Below are 16,330 nucleotides of genomic sequence, written 5' to 3'. Positions count from 1 at the left end.
TTGTTCAATTAACCATGTAAACCACTGCTCACCGATAAACTCTCTGTCTGCGAACACATTCACAATACGGTCTTTACCAAAAATGGCTATAAAGCGTTGAATCAAAGCAATGCGCTCTTTCGTATCTGAATTTCCACGTTTATTAAGCAATGTCCAAAGGATAGGTATCGCTATTCCACGATAAACGATTGCGAGCATCAGGATATTAATATTTCGTTTTCCCCATTTCCAATTGGTTCTATCTAAAGTCAGTTGCACTTGGTCGAATGAAAACATATTGAAAATCAACTGAGAAATTTGACGATAATCAAAATACTGACCTGCAAAGAAGCGCTGCATACGTCGATAAAATGATTGTGGTAAGCACTTGATGGGCAAGGCTTTAGATGCAGAAGAAAGATTACATGTTTGCTTTAAAATAATCACAAGCATGATGAGCGCAAAGCACTTTAAATGTGACTTGTTCCATTTTAGAGATTTGTTTAAGATAAGATATAACTCATTGAGATGTGTCATAGTATTCGTCGTTAGAAAACAATTATTATGACATTATTTCAATGAGTTATCTATTTTTGTCGTGTACAGAGATATATTTTTATCTTTAGTGATAACCCGATCACACTTAAAGTCATTTCAGCGTAAATAAAGCTCGAAATCAATCTGAATTCACAATCATCTCCTGAGTGTGATTGCTTAGTCTTTCTACATACCCCAACTTAAACATGATCAAAATACACTCAAAGTTATTTGGTAGGATGCCATATTTTACCCAAGTATTTATTTTCTATAGATTTAGATCTAGTTCCAAAGTATCGAGTTAGCTTTATGCTCATTCAAAGCAATCTTGAAAATAGCTCAAAATCTGTTGCAGATAGACCATATTTGAAAATGAATTATTCGATGAAATTGACTGAGCTAAAGCATTATATTGAGCATAAATTGAGTTAATATTTTCCCATCTTCTCATTTAATTTCATTCATATGAGCTACCTTCTGGCCCTGGATCAGGGAACTACGTCAAGTCGGGCCATTATTTTTAATGAACATGGACAAGTTCAGGCAACTGCTCAACGTGAAACGCATATCCACACCCCACATTCGGGCTGGGTGGAACAGGATGCTCAGGAAATCTGGAGTTCACAGATTGCGGTAGTACAGCAAGCTTTGGCGACTGCAGGTATTCTGGCAAAGGATATTAAAGCCATTGGCCTGACCAACCAGCGCGAAACGACCGTAGTCTGGGATCGCAGAAATGGCAAACCGCTCGCCCCGGCAATCGTCTGGCAGGACCGTCGTACCTCTGACTGGTGTAACCGGCTGATTGAACAAGGCCTGATGTCCAAAATTCAGCAAAAAACAGGCTTACGGATTGACCCTTATTTTAGTGCGGGAAAATTGGTCTGGTTTTTAGAGCATGTCGAGGGAGTACGAGCACTCGCTGAACAAGGCCATGTTGCATTTGGTACTATCGATAGCTGGCTGATCTGGAATCTGACCCAAGGCGCAGAGCACGTCATTGAAGCCAGTAATGCTTCTCGTACCATGTTAATGAATCTGCAGCAACAGTCGTGGGATGAAGAGCTACTCGAGCTGTTTAATATCCCGGCTTCGGTCTTACCGAAAATTATCTCTTCTGATTGTTATGTGGCTGACACTGCTTCTGGCTTACTTGGGGCCAATATTCCCATCACCGGCATTTTGGGGGATCAGCAGTCTGCACTCTTTGGCCAGTCCTGTTTTGAAGTGGGCAGTGCTAAAAACACCTATGGTACTGGCTGCTTTATGCTGTTCAATACCGGGCATAACATTCAGCCTAGCCAGAACAAGCTGCTTTCTACTCTCGCCTGGCAAGCCCAAGGCCAAACCACCTATGCGCTCGAAGGCAGCGTATTTATGGCTGGTGCTGTGGTGCAATGGTTACGCGATGGCCTCGGAATTATTCAAAAAAGCAGTGATGTGGAAAAACTGGCGCATCAGGTCGAGCATAGTGACGGGGTGGTTCTGGTTCCGGCATTTACCGGACTGGGCGCGCCGCATTGGGATAGTGAAGCACGTGCCCTACTCTGTGGCATGTCACGTGGTACGACCAAAGCGCATATCGCTCGTGCAGCCCTTGAATCTATTGCCTTTCAGGTATCGGATGTGCTCAGTGCGATGCAGTCTGATATTGCACATCCACTTAAAGAACTGCGGGTTGATGGTGGTGCCAGCAGCAATGACATGCTGATGCAATTTCAGGCCGATATTCTGAATGTACCGGTACTGCGTCCGAAAATGCTGGAAGCTACTGCTTGGGGCGCGGCCGCTATGGCCGGATTAAAAGCTGGGGTATTTTCAAACCTGGATGAAATTTCCCAGTCCTGGCAGCTGGACCGTGCTTTTGAACCCAAAATGCAAAATGACGAAAGAGAAATGCATTTAGCCAAATGGCAAAATGCCTTGAAACGGGCTAAATCTGATCTCTAAATCCTCTAGGTTCATATTTGATCATCATAAAAAAGCACTGTTAAACAGTGCTTTTAACTCCCTCAGTTCACGATTTCATTAATAGGCATAAGAAGCAATCGCTGTTGCTATCGCCTTATCTTCATCATTGACCATGGTCATGCGCATGGTGCAGCCCTTACGCCCCAAACGTAAGGTTTCTGCACGCGCGATAAAATATTTGCCACGTCCAGGCGCCAGATAATCCACCCGCATATCGACCGTCGCCAGACGCGATACTTTTTTAATGGTATCTGCAATCGTTTCCGGTTCAGCTTTTTTATACAGCTCGCCCATGACCACAATACCACCGACACTATCCAGTACAGTTGCAGCCAGACCGCCATGCAGAATCTGGAAAGCCACATTACCAATCATGAAATCCTGCATTTCTACATAGGCCTCAATCTGGCCCTCGACCACCCGCATGGTCATGCCGTTATGCTTAAAAAAAGGAGAGCTATTAAAAGCATGTACCAGCTGGTTCAGGACTACATCAATATCCACTTTCGAGCCCAGATGTATATTACCCGTCCAGTTTCTCTCTGTCTTACTCATCACTCTGCCCGAATCCACCACAATAAAAAACCGCTAATTTATGCCCAAAAATTTGAGTTAGGGCTACAATAGAGGCCTAGTTTAATACTGATTACTGAGATTTTTATGACTTATACGTTCAATCGTCCCGCGTTTCCTGCAACTCGCATGCGTCGTATTCGTAAAAATGAACATTTACGTTCGATGGTTCGTGAAACCCATCTCGCGGCAGATCATCTCATTTATCCAGTATTTGTCCTGCCAGGACAAAACCAGACCCAAGATATTCCAAGTATGCCGAATATCCAGCGTCTGTCAGCGGACTTGTTGTTAAAAAAATCAGAACGTCTACTGGAACTCGGTGTCAATAAACTGGCGCTATTTCCGGTCACCCCACAAGAAGATAAAAGCCTGACTGCAGAAGCTGCGTGGCGTGAAGATGGTCTGGTACAAAACACCTTGCGTTTATTGAAAAAAGAACTGCCAGAAATGGTGCTGATTACTGACGGCGCATTAGACCCGTATACCACACATGGTCAGGATGGCATTATTGATGAGAACGGTTATGTCTTAAATGATGAAACGGTCGAGTGCCTGATTAAACAGGGCTTGAGCCATGCCGAAGCCGGTGCAGATGTGTTTGCTCCAAGTGACATGATGGATGGCCGGATCGGTGCGATTCGTCAGGCCTTTGAAAAAAATGGTCATATCTATACCTCCATCATGGCCTATTCAGCCAAATATGCATCAAGTTTCTATGGTCCGTTCCGTGATGCAGTCGGTTCTGCCAGCAATTTAAAAGGCGGCAATAAATACAATTACCAGATGGATGTCGGTAACCGTGCTGAAGCCCTGCATGAAATTGCGCTGGATATTCAGGAAGGTGCAGACATGGTGATTGTTAAACCGGGCATGCCTTATCTGGATATCGTCCGCGAAGTCAAAGACACTTTTGGCGTACCAACCTTTGTCTATCAGGTCAGTGGCGAATACGCGATGCTGGCTGCGGCAATTCAAAATGGCTGGTTATCTGATAGCGTCATTTTAGAATCATTGATGAGCTGTCGTCGTGCCGGTGCAGATGGTATCTGGACCTATTTTGCTGAAGAAGCTGCGCTTAAACTGAAAGACATGAAGTAAAAGGATTTCGGCGCAATGCATATTGCCATTGTCGGCGCTGGCATCACCGGTTTGATGTCGGCGCTGGAACTGCTTGAACAGGGATGTTCTGTTACCCTTTTTGATCAACAGGCCGCCGGACAGGCTGCATCCTGGGCTGGAGGAGGAATCCTTTCCCCGATGTATCCGTGGCGTTATCCCGCTGCTGTAAATGCTCTGGCTCGACATGCCAAACCCATGTATCAGGACTGGAATCAAAAACTGCAACCTTTCACTGGCATCGATTTCCAGATTCATGAAACAGGTATGCTGATTTTTGATGAATCCGATTTTGAAATCGGTTTAAGTTATGCCAAAACACATCAGGATCCGCAGCAACAGGCAGAATTGCTTGATCAGGCTAAACTGCAACAGATCAATCCAAGAATTAATCAGAGCAAATTCAAGCAGGCGATTTATTTCCCTGAACTGGCGAATATCCGTAATCCACGGTTATTACAGTCGATCATTCACTATTTGAAGCAGCATCCTCGTGTCACCTGGCAAGAAGACTGTAAAATCACTCGGCTCAATATTCAGCAAGGCTGTGTAAAAAGTATCTCAGATGAACATAGCCAGGTTTTTCAGGCAGATCAATATGTGTTCACAACCGGAGCATGGTCGCAACACTGGTCACAGCAACTTGGTTTGGAAATTCCGGTACAGCCGGTTCAGGGCCAGATGCTGCTGTTTAAAACGCCAGAAAACTGGCTGCCGACCATGTGCATGCATAAGGTGATGTACCTGATTCCACGTCAGGATGGACATGTTTTATGTGGCTCCAGTATGCGTCAGGTCGGTTTTGACACCTCGCCTTCTAGCGAAATCCGGCAGGATATTTTACAGGCGTGTATCGAGATGGTACCGGAACTGGCAGATTTTCCGCTGGTCAAGCAATGGGCCGGATTAAGACCCAGCTCACCCGATGGTATTCCCTATATTGGCAAAATTCCCAAGCTACACAATGCCTGGGCCAATTTTGGACATTTCCGGAATGGTTTATGCATGGGGCCGGCATCAGGCAAACTACTCGCTCAACTCATCCTTAAACAAATGCCAATCGTTGATCCAGCTCCTTATGATCCTGTCCGTTTATTAGAGCCCAGTCGTTTAGTGCTTTAGGATATTATCCAGTGCTTCTTTCAGAGTTGGATAATGAAACTGGAATCCAGCCTCCTGCAAGGCTTTGGACTGTACATACTGACCGTTTAAGACCAGTTGTGACTGTTCTCCCAGCATCATTTTCAGACTGCATGCCGGTAGTGGAAGTAAGGGTTTGCGCTTCAGAATCTGGGCCGCAGTTCGTGCAAACTGGGCCTGACTACTTTTTTCTGGCGCGACCACATTAAAGATCTGCTCGGCTGTATCCTCAAGTATCAAGAATTCAATCGCACGCAGCACATCCTCTAGATGCACCCAGGTCACTGGCTGACGTCCATGACCAATCCGCCCGAACAGATTCAATTTAATCGGCAATAGCATCTGCGGAAGAATCCCGCCACCTTTGCCAAACACCACAGCAAAGCGAACAATCTTGGTGTTCTGGTTAGTATAGGATAAGGCCAGTTGCTCCCACTTCGCACAGAGTTCAGACATAAAAATATCTTGTGGCGGGCTTTGTTCCGTGCAGACCTGATCCCAGTGCTCATTGGGGTCAATGCCATAATAACCAACCGCCGATGTTGAAATAATCCGTTTCGGTCTAAGCTGATTTTTTTCTAAATAATCAAATAACTGTCTGGTGGTATCTAAACGGCTATCCAGCAATTTCTTTTTACGCGCTACCGTCCAGCGGCCTTGACCGATGCTTTCGCCAGCCAGATTGACCACATAATCAATCTGATGCTGTTTTAATTCATCCAGCTGGTTAATCCAATGAAAGTCCGGATGTGGTTCACGTTTATTTTTCTGACGAGTCAGACCAATCACCCGATAATCACGTTCTAATAAAAAACGCACGAGATGACTGCCAATAAAACCACTCGCTCCCGTCAACAGCACTACAGGTTTATACATTCGTCATTCTTCGCCTTATTATTTTCTTGATTTAAATTATACGCCACTCATCTTTAGCTTTTTAAACCGAGAAGATCTTTGTAGTGGAGAATTTGTATCTTTCATCATTCAATCAATTTATGAAGATCAGTCGTCACACAATGATTCATCTATACTCACTGAGGTGGATGGCCAAACATTTTCTCTGCCATACGTTGTGACTGCTTGCCATAAAACCAGTAGGTCAGCAGATACAGCGGAATTGCGATCATCAGGAACATTATCAGCACAATGCTCATAAACTGTGGCTGCTGTAGATACAGCAAGAAGTCCTGCCAGGCATTCGGATTGGAACGGGTGGCGATGACAATACCGAGCAAAAGAAATAATAAATTATAGCCCCAGTAAATCAGGCTAAACCCGAGGGTAAATTTCTTACGCTCTGCCTGGGTCGGCGCACGTTTTTGCTGTTTTAAAAATTTAAATAACACCCAAATCATGGCCACCAGATAAGGAACAATCGTCAAAACTGCACCCATGCCCATCGGCAACAAGGCAGCCAGTACACCGCAAATACAGGTAAAAATAAAACATATAACGAAAAACCAGATAAAATAACGACTTAGCGGCAACATATGCATGACTCAGTGATCTTCAACAAGCTAGTATAAAAAAAATCAGGTTTTTTTTCATTTTATTGTCAACCATCCACTACAGGGTGACGTTATATAGGGTACAAGGTACAAAAATTTGGACTGGCATCCACGAATTTTTGCTGACCTTTAGAGCTAAAGCAATAAGTCCAGTGTACAGGGAAATTTTGAATAGCAGCCAAAATCTTCATGTAACACAAATTTGACCGACGATTTCATCATCACTCGAATCGTCGGTTTTTATTTTTTTAAATCTCTATTTTTTAAAAGTCTGATGGATTGCATGACTTTTCTATATCTGATGATTTGGATGCGATCATGCAGTAATTTCCATACTGATCAAAATAAATTCAGCTTAAACATCACCAACAATTCGCTGAAATATCGTTTTACAAGTAGATTTTTACCTGTGCTTTTTCCTATAGTAGCAAGGCAGATATCTTGGGGTTCATTACATGGCAGTTCATTTTCTTCACACTTCCGATTGGCATCTGGGACAATTTTTCCATAACCATGACCGTGAATTTGAACATGCACAGTTTTTGACTTGGCTACTTGAGCAAATTAAAACAAAGCAGCCGCATGCTCTGCTGATTGCCGGCGATATTTTTGATGTGATCAATCCAGCTTCCAGTGCGCAAAGACAACTATACCAGTTTCTGGCCGACGCCCACGACCTGGCGCCACATATGCAGACCCTGATGATTGCAGGCAATCATGATTCCGGTTATCGGATTGAACAGGTTGAACCCTTGCTGGCCAAATTCAATGCCAAAGCTGTGGGAATCGTAGGCCGCACTGCAGAAAATACCCTGAACCTGGATCGTCTACTTATTCCTATTTATGATCGGGATAAAAATATCATCGCCTGGTGTCTGACCCTACCCTATTTACGCAGTGCCGAAATTACCGGACTGAATGAACATACCAGCAATAACCAGAACGCGATCAGTTATCTGCATCAACAACTGATTGCCGAAGCCAGAGCCCGCAAACAGCCACATCAGGCACTAATTTTAATGTCACATGCGCACATGCAAGGTGGCGAAACTTCCGACTCGGAACGGCCAATTATTGTCGGTAATGAAGAAGCGCTCTCGACGGCGCTGTTTGATGAAGTGATTGATTATGTCGCACTCGGTCATCTGCATAAACCACAAAAAGTTGGTCAGCCGCATATCCGTTATAGTGGCTCACCAATTCCGCTGTCATTTAGTGAAATCAACTATCAACATCAGGTGGTTGAGGTCAGAATTGATCCTGAACAAAGCCCGGAACAGCGCTTTCAATACGATGTTCTAAAAGTGCCACGCACCGTCGAGCTGTTCCGGATTCGGGAAAAGCTGGAAGATTTAATTGCTAAACTTCAGGCCTTGCCTGCCGGAGAAATCGAACAACTGTCGGCACGACATTTTCTGGAAATAGAATACACCACCGATGCGCCGCCACCAGTCGATTTACGCCAGCAAATTGAACTGGCTTTACCCGCCAACCGTTACCGCTTGCTGCGCATCAGCCGGATTTATCAGCAACAGGCCGAACATACGCAAGGAGATTCGAAAATTGATCTGGCACCACCGACGCCGGAATCGCTGTTTTTGAATATCTGGAAAAAAATGGGCTATGAACATGATCATTCTGTACAACAGGATTTTCAGCAACTTCTGGTTGAAGCCCAGCACGAACTTGCTCAGAAACAACAAGCCTAGGATCGGCCATGAAAATTTTACGTTTGAGTCTCAACAACCTGGCCTCCCTCACTGGCACCCATCATATTGATTTTGAATCCAGCCCTTTAACACATGCCGGCCTGATTGCAATCACTGGAAAAACCGGAGCCGGTAAATCGACCCTGCTCGATGCCATGTGTCTGGCGCTCTATAACGAAATTCCACGTCTAAAAGGTGCGACCGGCAGCCTGAAAGATGCCGGTGGTCAGGATGTTTCGATTAAAGACTCCAAGAATATTCTACGCCGTGGCTGCGTGCATGGTTTTGCCGAGCTGGAGTTTATTGCCCTGGATAGCAAACGCTATACAGCACGCTGGGAGATTCGCCGGGCACGTCAGAAAGTCGATGGCAATCTAAAAGTAGATCGTTTTATCAAGTGCATCGATGATGATACGACGCTAACGCAAAAAATATCTGAAGTTACCCCCTTAATTGAAAAACTGCTGGGCCTGAGCTTTGAACAGTTTACCCGCGCGGTACTGCTGGCGCAGTCGGAAGTTGGCGCATTTTTAAAAGCCAAAGATCATGAACGTGCAGACTTGCTGGAATATCTGACCAATTCGCAGATTTTCAGTCTAGTTAGTCAGAAAGCCGCAGAGAAATTCAGCGAAGTCAAAAACAAGCGCAACGATCTGGAAAAGCTGATCGGGCATATTGAAATTCTGTCTGAAGAAGACATCAGCGCTTTACAACAGCAGCAGAACTCTTTGTCTTTGCAACTTCAGAATTTGCAGCAATCAGAAAAACTGCTAGAAAATGAGAAACAATGGCATCTGGACCGACATAAACTCTATGCAGAAGTCCATGCCAAAAAAGAAGTCTACGAAGTACAGCAAGATGCAGTAAATAAATCTGCAGGACAGCAACAGCTACTGGAGCAGCTGGATGAATTCCAGTCGATTCGGGATCAGTTTGTGAGTCGTACCCGTCTAGCCCCTCAAAAAGAGCAGATTCAGCACCAGCACACCCAATTTACGATGGAATTTGAAACGCTCAAACAGAGCTTTGTAGCAGAAGAAGCCAAACTTACAGCCTTACAACAACAGCAGCACCAGTTTCAGCAACACTTGGCAGACCTGAAACCGCATCTGGAGGCAGGTTTAAGGCTGGATCATGCAATTGATACGGTATCAGAGCGGTACAAAAAACTGCATGCAGAGCAAAGCCAGTTTCAAACCCTTCGTCTACAGCCTTTAGAAGAACAACTGCGACAGCAACAACAGACTTTGAATCAGCTACAAGCTCGGCAAGAAAAGGTTGCACAACAATTGGCTGAATCTGGCTTTTTAAATGTGTTCGATCTGGAGCCGCAAAGTACCTTGCAACGCATACAAGACTTTATGCGTCAGTATCAGCAACTGCAGCAACAGAATCCGGACAGCCTGAAGCAGCCTTTACCTGAACTGGAAAAAACCGTTACAGTACTTTCAGGAAATCTGAACCAGTGGATACAACAGCATCATAGTCTGGAACAGCTAGAAGAGCATCTCAAAATCATTCAGGAAATGCGTCAGCAACGCCAAGCGGAACAGCGTCAGCTCGACCTGCTGCAACAGCAGGTACAACAAATCGTTCAACAATCACAAGAATTTGAACAACTGCAATCTGCTGTAAATAGCCAACAGCAGCAACTAAAAATGCAGCAAGAGGCCGAACAGGCACTACATCAGCAGATTCAGGCTGAACAACAGGCCTATGAACACCTGGAACAAATACTTGCCCAGCAACGTTTATTGCATGCGCAAAGTGTGCAGGATCTTCGTGGCCAGTTAAAACCGGATGAGCCATGCATGGTCTGTGGAAGCCCAGCCCATCCTTTTGTCGATGCCGTCCATGAACATCTGGAACAGAGCCTGAACCAGCTACAGGAGCAACAGTTACGGCAGGCAAAACAGCAGCTCGATCAGCAACTGCAATCTCAGCAGCAGCAACGCATTGAAATGTCTAAAGCACAAACAGTAATTGAGCAACAGCAACAGCGTTGCCAGATCCTGCAAAACCAGATTCAACAATCCTCTGCTGACTGTAAATCTCAACTACTTAAACTGGAAGTGGTTACCGAGCAGCACAATGATCTTCCTACATTCATCCAGTTACTGGCGAATCACACTCAAAGTCTGGTCCAGCAGCTAGAACTATCACAACAGCAGGAACAACAGCTCCAGCAACAATTACAACAATGGCGTCAACAACAACAGCAATTGCACCAATTACAACTGGCTCTACAGCAACGTCAGCAACTCGACCAGCTGATACACCCAGTTTTAAGCATACTGCCCGAGCAGTACCAGTCGCAGCCACCTATGCTCTGCTTACCTCAGTTGCAACGACAAGTAGAGCACCGCATGCAGCACTTGGCAGTACAAAAGCAGCTGGAATCTGACCTGCATCAACAGCAGCAGATATTGGAAAAGAGCCAGTATCAACTACAATTGGAACAGCAAAATTTTGCTCAATTGAGCCAGTCTGTAGAGCAGTTGATTCAGCAAGGCAAAGACCTGCGTCAACAACTGGCTGAACTGACCCAAGAACATGCAGGACAAGTCTACCGTGTCGCTGCAGAATGGCGCGATGCACTAGAGCTACAAGCCAAGACCTTAGAGCAGACTTTAGAACAACAGCGTCAATGCACGGCGCAGGCCGAAAAACAGTGGCATCAAACCCACTTAAAACTGCAAGAATTTATCAGCCAACTTCAGCAGATCGATCAGCAATTGGCTCAATATCAGCAAGATATTCAGGCATGGCAAGCAGCACATCCTCAAGTGACGGCAGCTCAAATTGAACAATGGCTCAGTATTGATCTGAGCAACCATCAACGCATTCGTCAGAATCTGGCCAACCAGAAACAGGCACTCGAAAATGCCAGAACAGCCTGGCAATTACTTGAAGAACAATATCAGGCCCATTTAAAACTACAGCCAGAACATGAATTTGAGGAAATTGAACAAAAACTTGGCATGCTGCATCAGGAAAAAATAATGCAGCAGGAAGTGCTCAATGAAACTGATGCCAAACTGCGTATGAATGCCAATAATCAAAACACCTATGCCAAATATCAGCAGCAAATTGAGCAGATCAAAGCCGAAGAATACCGTTGGGGTCGTATTTACGACCTGATCGGACATAAGGAAGGTACCAAATTCCAGAAAATTGCCCAGGAACATCATCTGGATATTCTGGTGGAATATGCAAATCAGCAGTTGCAACCGTTGGCACCCCGCTATCAGTTACACCGTATTCCGGATAGCCTGAGTCTGGCGATTATTGATCTGGACATGAATAGTGAAGTCCGCCCTGTGCTGTCCCTATCGGGTGGTGAAACCTTCCTGGTTTCATTGGCTTTGGCTTTGGCGATTGCCAATATGGCCTCCGGCTCCATGAAACTGGAATCACTGTTTATTGATGAAGGTTTTGGTACGCTAGATCCTGCTTCGTTACATATGGTGATGAATGCACTGGATCATTTACAAAGTCAGGGTCGTAAAGTTGTATTAATCTCGCATGTGCAGGAAATGCATGAACGTATTCCGGTACAGATTCAGGTCAAACCGGTTGGTGCAGGTGCAAGTACCATTCAGATTATAGGCTAAGGATCATGAACACTGCCCCGAATACGCTCTCGCACTATTTCAGCCTACAGCTTGAGAGCCTACGGGGTATCAGTGCCATTGTGGTGTTATTCAGTCACTGCTTTCAGGCATTTATTGCGCCTTTCGATACCAGCATTTATTCATGGATACGCCTGCTTGGGCAGGCTGCAGTCATGATTTTCTTTGCCTTAAGTGGCTATCTGATCGGCTATTCGATTCAGCACAACATTCATCAGCATGGTCAGTTCAATCTGCACCGTTATGCCCGACAGCGTTGCAGCAGAATTTTACCACCCTTTCTGTTTGCCATGGGGTTGACGCTGCTTTTATATCTGCTTGCTCCACTATTATTTGCCAGTCATACTCATGCTTTTCAACACAGTTTTGGCATGATGATCCGGACTGACTATAGTGTAGACATGATGGAATTTATTGGTTCGCTGCTATTTTTGAATGGCTTTGTAACACCAACGGTTTCAGCCAATGCTGCGCTCTGGAGCCTGAGCTATGAAGTGTGGTTTTATGTGCTGGCCGGATTCCTACCTTTTTTAAAAAATTCGGAAATCGCCAAAATCGGATTTTTTATAGTTCTGGCTATACTGTCATTACTGAACATCCAGTTTTTTATTTATTTTCTGGTCTGGCTTAGTGCCTTTGCCTGTTCATTTCAATATATCCAGCTACGTTTTTTAAACCGCTTACAATCGGTCAAATTAGCCCTATTCGGCTTGGCATTTCTAATTGCCTGTTTTGATGCTTACCAGTTTCAGATGATCGATGAAACCCAGCAATACCGCGCTGCGAATTTCACCCCTTTTAATTTCTGTGTGGGTCTGGCCTTTAGCTGCTGGCTGGTACAGCTCCAGTATCAACGCAGTCATTATCATGCGGTCTGGGTTCAATCCGCAGACTTTTCCTATACCTTGTATGTCACCCATTTCCCCTTACTTTTATTTATTTTGGGCTGTATTCCGGCAACTTTAGGCTATGGTCTGGGTGGAGCAGTTTTAGCCTTGCTTACGAGTATGTTCGGCATAATAGTCTTTGCCTGGCTGATGGCTAAATGGCTCGAACCAGCCAGAAAAAAAGCGTTATCCAATACCCTGCGATAACGTTTTGCTGCAAAAAACTGACATTAGTAGTTTATACATCTTTTTTAGGCCGTGCACCAAATAGGGCTGTGCCAACACGAACCATGGTAGAACCCGCAGCAATCGCTTCGGTCATATCCGCAGACATGCCCATACTTAAAGTATCCCAATCTTCAGGATGTGCATGCTGAACTTTGACTGCATCAAATAAAACTTTGGCATCACCAAAGGATTGAGGATTATTTGGTGCTGGAATCACCATCAGGCCACGTAAACGCACATTCGGTAGTTGACTGATCTGTGCGACCAAATCTGCAACTTCTGCCGGCTGGCAACCATCTTTGGTATCCTGACCATCAATATTCACCTGAATACAGATATTTAGTGCAGGCTGATCATCTCCACGCTGATTTGATAAGCGCTCGGCAATAATTAGGCGATCGACTCCATGTACCCAGGCAAAATTTTCTGCCAGAGCCTTGGTTTTGTTGCGCTGCACATGTCCAATAAAATGCCACTCAATCTCCAGCTCTTTCAGTGCCGTGATTTTTTCCAGCGCTTCCTGCAAATAGTTTTCACCAAAAGCACGTTGCCCGGCCTGATACATCTCTGCCAGCACGCTGCTCGGCTGGGTCTTGGAAACGGCAAGCAGTTGCACCGCATCTGCTTCGCGGCCGGCCTCAACACAGGCAGTTTCAATTTGCACTAAGACCTGATTTCGTGACTGTTGCAACATATTCATTGATGGGGTTCTCATTTCATTCATCTTTTTTTCCCTTGCCCATGAACTAAGTGTTGGTTAAGCTGTGGGAAAGCCTTATTATTCTATCAAAATAATTAACATTTTAATGAACTCGGGGACCTTATGGATATCACAGAATTGTTGGCATTTTCTGCTAAAAATGGTGCGTCGGATTTACACTTGTCTGCGGGCTTACCGCCAATGATTCGTGTCGATGGGGAAGTTCGTCGCATCAACCTGCCAGCATTAGAACACAAAGAAGTGCATAAACTCGTTTATGACATCATGAACGATAAACAGCGCCGTGATTTTGAAGAAAATCTGGAAACTGACTTCTCTTTTGAAGTGCCTGGCGTGGCGCGTTTCCGTGTCAACGCATTTAACCAGAACCGCGGTGCCGGTGCGGTATTCCGTACCATTCCCTCTAAAGTCCTGACCCTTGAAGATCTGGGCATGGGACAAATTTTTAAAGACATCTGTGAATATCCACGTGGTCTGGTACTGGTGACAGGTCCTACCGGTTCGGGTAAATCAACCACCTTGGCGGCGATGCTGGATTATATTAATGACAACCGCTATGACCATATTCTGACCGTCGAAGATCCGATCGAATTTGTGCATCAGTCCAAGAAATGTCTGATTAACCAGCGTGAAGTGCATCGTGATACGCATGGCTTTAATGAAGCATTACGTTCTGCATTACGTGAAGATCCGGATATTATTCTGGTCGGTGAGATGCGTGACCTTGAAACCATTCGTCTGGCTTTAACTGCGGCAGAAACGGGTCACCTTGTTTTCGGCACCCTGCATACCACCTCAGCGGCCAAAACCATTGACCGTGTGATCGACGTATTCCCTGCCGAAGAAAAAGACATGGTACGCGCCATGTTATCTGAATCCCTACAAGCCGTAGTTTCACAGGCTCTACTGAAGAAAAATGGTGGTGGGCGTGTCGCAGCGCATGAAATAATGATCGGTATTCCGGCGATCCGTAACCTGATCCGTGAAAACAAAGTCGCACAGATGTACTCAGCAATTCAGACCGGTGCCAACTATGGCATGACCACGCTGGATCAGACACTAAAAACGCTAGTGTCCAAAGGTTTGATCAGCCCGCAAGTTGCACGTACTGCAGCCAAACAGCCAGAAGCATTTTTATAAAAAAATTGAATTGTATTGGGGTTTATATACATGGATTTTAACGGCTTACTCGATTATATGGTGGAGAAAAAAGCATCGGATCTGTTCATTACTGCCGATGTCGAACCGTCCATCAAGATTAATGGGCAGATTTTACCGATTGGTTCGGTAAAATTACCCGGTGCGGCAGTAGGACAACTGCTCCATTCCATCATGACCGAAAAGCAGCGTAAAGAATTTGCTGACAGTCGTGAATGTAACTTTGCCATCAGCACGCCGGATAAAAGTGCCCGCTTCCGTGTCAGTGCCTTTCAGCAACGAGATCAACCGGGGATGGTGCTGCGTCGGATTGAAACTGTTATTCCCACGATGGATGAACTCAAGTTACCGCCGATTCTAAAAGAACTGGCGATGACCAAACGTGGCATCATTATTTTTGTCGGGGCAACGGGTACCGGTAAATCAACCTCGCTGGCGTCTTTGGTCGGTTATCGTAATGAAAATTCCAAAGGTCATATCATTACCATTGAAGATCCGATCGAATTTATTCACCAGCATAAGGGCTGTATTATCACCCAGCGTGAAGTCGGCATCGATACTGATTCATTTGAAATTGCCCTGAAAAATACCCTGCGTCAGGCACCAGACGTGATTCTGATCGGTGAGATCCGTTCACGTGAAACCATGGATTATGCGATTGCCTTTGCCGAAACCGGTCATCTGGTCTTTGCTACCCTGCACGCCAACAACGCCAACCAGGCCATTGACCGGATTATCCATTTCTTCGAAGCAGACCGACATAATCAGCTGTTCATGGACTTGTCCCTGAACATGAAAGCCATTGTGGCACAGCAACTGATTCCAACCATCGATGGTAATGGTCGCCGTGCAGCGATTGAGATTCTGATTAACTCACCACTGATTGCCGACTTGATTCGTAAAGGTGATGTGCATGAGATCAAGGATCTGATGAAGCGTTCCCGTGAACTGGGCATGCAGACCTTCGATCAGGCGCTCTATGATCTGTATAAAGCCAAACAGATCAGCTATAAAGATGCGCTGAAACATGCGGATTCACCAAATGACTTGCGTCTGCAAATCAAGCTCTCAGAAGAAGGTGGCAGCCACTTATTACGTGCGCATTCCAATATTACTTTTGATGGTCAGTCCTGATCATCTTGAAGGCATAAAAAAACAGGCTTCGCAT

12 protein-coding genes and 1 pseudogene are annotated in these 16,330 nt (G+C 45.2%); 8 read left to right on the top strand and 5 right to left on the bottom strand.

Annotated elements, in window-relative coordinates; all coding sequences use genetic code 11:
• Positions 1-516, bottom strand: a pseudogene (locus WFH18_RS02125) (IS4-like element ISAba1 family transposase); the annotation flags it as partial.
• A 465-nt stretch (positions 517-981) separates the two neighbouring features.
• Between WFH18_RS02125 and glpK the strand changes: the two are divergent.
• Entirely contained in the window at positions 982-2,466 is a 1,485-nt protein-coding gene (glpK, locus tag WFH18_RS02120; RefSeq protein ID WP_305177226.1) for a glycerol kinase GlpK, read from the top strand.
• Positions 2,467-2,544: 78 nt separating this feature from the next.
• Here the strand turns inward: glpK and WFH18_RS02115 are convergent, their stop codons facing one another.
• Complete coding sequence (locus WFH18_RS02115) at positions 2,545-3,042, bottom strand: thioesterase family protein (RefSeq protein WP_180180944.1); 498 nt, start codon at positions 3,040-3,042, stop codon at positions 2,545-2,547.
• A gap of 105 nt (positions 3,043-3,147) precedes the next feature.
• On the opposite strand from WFH18_RS02115, the gene hemB reads away from it, so the two are divergent.
• Positions 3,148-4,161 (top strand): porphobilinogen synthase, encoded by a 1,014-nt coding sequence (gene hemB / locus WFH18_RS02110; protein WP_004279288.1) that lies wholly within the window; start codon positions 3,148-3,150, stop codon positions 4,159-4,161.
• A gap of 15 nt (positions 4,162-4,176) precedes the next feature.
• Positions 4,177-5,301, top strand: a complete 1,125-nt coding sequence (thiO, locus tag WFH18_RS02105; protein ID WP_004730549.1) for a glycine oxidase ThiO — start codon at positions 4,177-4,179, stop codon at positions 5,299-5,301.
• On the opposite strand, the gene WFH18_RS02100 is transcribed toward thiO, so the two are convergent.
• Both WFH18_RS02100 and WFH18_RS02095 read right to left on the bottom strand, forming a co-directional pair.
• Entirely contained in the window at positions 5,290-6,195 is a 906-nt protein-coding gene (locus WFH18_RS02100; RefSeq protein WP_005104775.1) for a TIGR01777 family oxidoreductase, read from the bottom strand. The genes thiO and WFH18_RS02100 overlap by 12 nt on opposite strands.
• Before the next feature lie 155 nt (positions 6,196-6,350).
• On the bottom strand, positions 6,351-6,809 hold the full coding sequence (locus WFH18_RS02095; protein ID WP_005104780.1) for an ABZJ_00895 family protein: 459 nt from the start codon (positions 6,807-6,809) through the stop codon (positions 6,351-6,353).
• Between the two features lie 473 nt (positions 6,810-7,282).
• On the opposite strand from WFH18_RS02095, the gene WFH18_RS02090 reads away from it, so the two are divergent.
• The 3 genes from WFH18_RS02090 to WFH18_RS02080 are packed head-to-tail and all read left to right on the top strand — an operon-like array spanning position 7,283 to position 13,262.
• On the top strand, positions 7,283-8,536 hold the full coding sequence (locus tag WFH18_RS02090) for an exonuclease SbcCD subunit D (protein ID WP_005104783.1): 1,254 nt from the start codon (positions 7,283-7,285) through the stop codon (positions 8,534-8,536).
• Positions 8,537-8,544: 8 nt separating this feature from the next.
• Positions 8,545-12,150 carry an AAA family ATPase gene (locus WFH18_RS02085; protein WP_005104784.1) on the top strand — a complete coding sequence of 1,202 codons (3,606 nt, stop codon included), beginning with the start codon at positions 8,545-8,547 and terminating at the stop codon, positions 12,148-12,150.
• A gap of 5 nt (positions 12,151-12,155) precedes the next feature.
• Positions 12,156-13,262: an acyltransferase family protein gene (locus tag WFH18_RS02080; protein ID WP_004279281.1), complete on the top strand. Its 1,107-nt coding sequence runs from the start codon at positions 12,156-12,158 to the stop codon at positions 13,260-13,262.
• A gap of 31 nt (positions 13,263-13,293) precedes the next feature.
• On the opposite strand, the gene WFH18_RS02075 is transcribed toward WFH18_RS02080, so the two are convergent.
• On the bottom strand, positions 13,294-13,983 hold the full coding sequence (locus tag WFH18_RS02075; protein WP_005247098.1) for a YggS family pyridoxal phosphate-dependent enzyme: 690 nt from the start codon (positions 13,981-13,983) through the stop codon (positions 13,294-13,296).
• A 123-nt stretch (positions 13,984-14,106) separates the two neighbouring features.
• Between WFH18_RS02075 and WFH18_RS02070 the strand changes: the two genes are divergently transcribed.
• Positions 14,107-15,144 (top strand): type IV pilus twitching motility protein PilT, encoded by a 1,038-nt coding sequence (locus WFH18_RS02070; RefSeq protein WP_004279279.1) that lies wholly within the window; start codon positions 14,107-14,109, stop codon positions 15,142-15,144.
• A gap of 30 nt (positions 15,145-15,174) precedes the next feature.
• Positions 15,175-16,296, top strand: coding sequence for a PilT/PilU family type 4a pilus ATPase (locus WFH18_RS02065; protein ID WP_004279277.1), 1,122 nt, complete (start codon positions 15,175-15,177; stop codon positions 16,294-16,296).
• Positions 16,297-16,330: the final 34 nt, after the last annotated feature.

Origin of the sequence: Acinetobacter sp. USHLN143 (assembly GCF_037145695.1) — a bacterium.
In the GTDB taxonomy this organism is placed as follows: Bacteria; Pseudomonadota; Gammaproteobacteria; order Pseudomonadales; family Moraxellaceae; genus Acinetobacter; species Acinetobacter fasciculus.
The sequence above is the reverse complement of the archived record's forward strand: the minus strand, read 5'-3'. Positions and strand labels throughout refer to the sequence as shown.

What these genes read in the sequence shown, in the direction of transcription:
- glpK (WP_305177226.1), top strand. Translation starts at nt 982, where the DNA reads ATGAGCTACCTTCTGGCCCTGGATCAGGGAACTACGTCAAGTCGGGCC.
- WFH18_RS02115 (WP_180180944.1), bottom strand. Translation starts at nt 3,042, where the DNA reads ATGAGTAAGACAGAGAGAAACTGGACGGGTAATATACATCTGGGCTCG.
- hemB (WP_004279288.1), top strand. Translation starts at nt 3,148, where the DNA reads ATGACTTATACGTTCAATCGTCCCGCGTTTCCTGCAACTCGCATGCGT.
- thiO (WP_004730549.1), top strand. Translation starts at nt 4,177, where the DNA reads ATGCATATTGCCATTGTCGGCGCTGGCATCACCGGTTTGATGTCGGCG.
- WFH18_RS02100 (WP_005104775.1), bottom strand. Translation starts at nt 6,195, where the DNA reads ATGTATAAACCTGTAGTGCTGTTGACGGGAGCGAGTGGTTTTATTGGC.
- WFH18_RS02095 (WP_005104780.1), bottom strand. Translation starts at nt 6,809, where the DNA reads ATGTTGCCGCTAAGTCGTTATTTTATCTGGTTTTTCGTTATATGTTTT.
- WFH18_RS02090 (WP_005104783.1), top strand. Translation starts at nt 7,283, where the DNA reads ATGGCAGTTCATTTTCTTCACACTTCCGATTGGCATCTGGGACAATTT.
- WFH18_RS02085 (WP_005104784.1), top strand. Translation starts at nt 8,545, where the DNA reads ATGAAAATTTTACGTTTGAGTCTCAACAACCTGGCCTCCCTCACTGGC.
- WFH18_RS02080 (WP_004279281.1), top strand. Translation starts at nt 12,156, where the DNA reads ATGAACACTGCCCCGAATACGCTCTCGCACTATTTCAGCCTACAGCTT.
- WFH18_RS02075 (WP_005247098.1), bottom strand. Translation starts at nt 13,983, where the DNA reads ATGAATATGTTGCAACAGTCACGAAATCAGGTCTTAGTGCAAATTGAA.
- WFH18_RS02070 (WP_004279279.1), top strand. Translation starts at nt 14,107, where the DNA reads ATGGATATCACAGAATTGTTGGCATTTTCTGCTAAAAATGGTGCGTCG.
- WFH18_RS02065 (WP_004279277.1), top strand. Translation starts at nt 15,175, where the DNA reads ATGGATTTTAACGGCTTACTCGATTATATGGTGGAGAAAAAAGCATCG.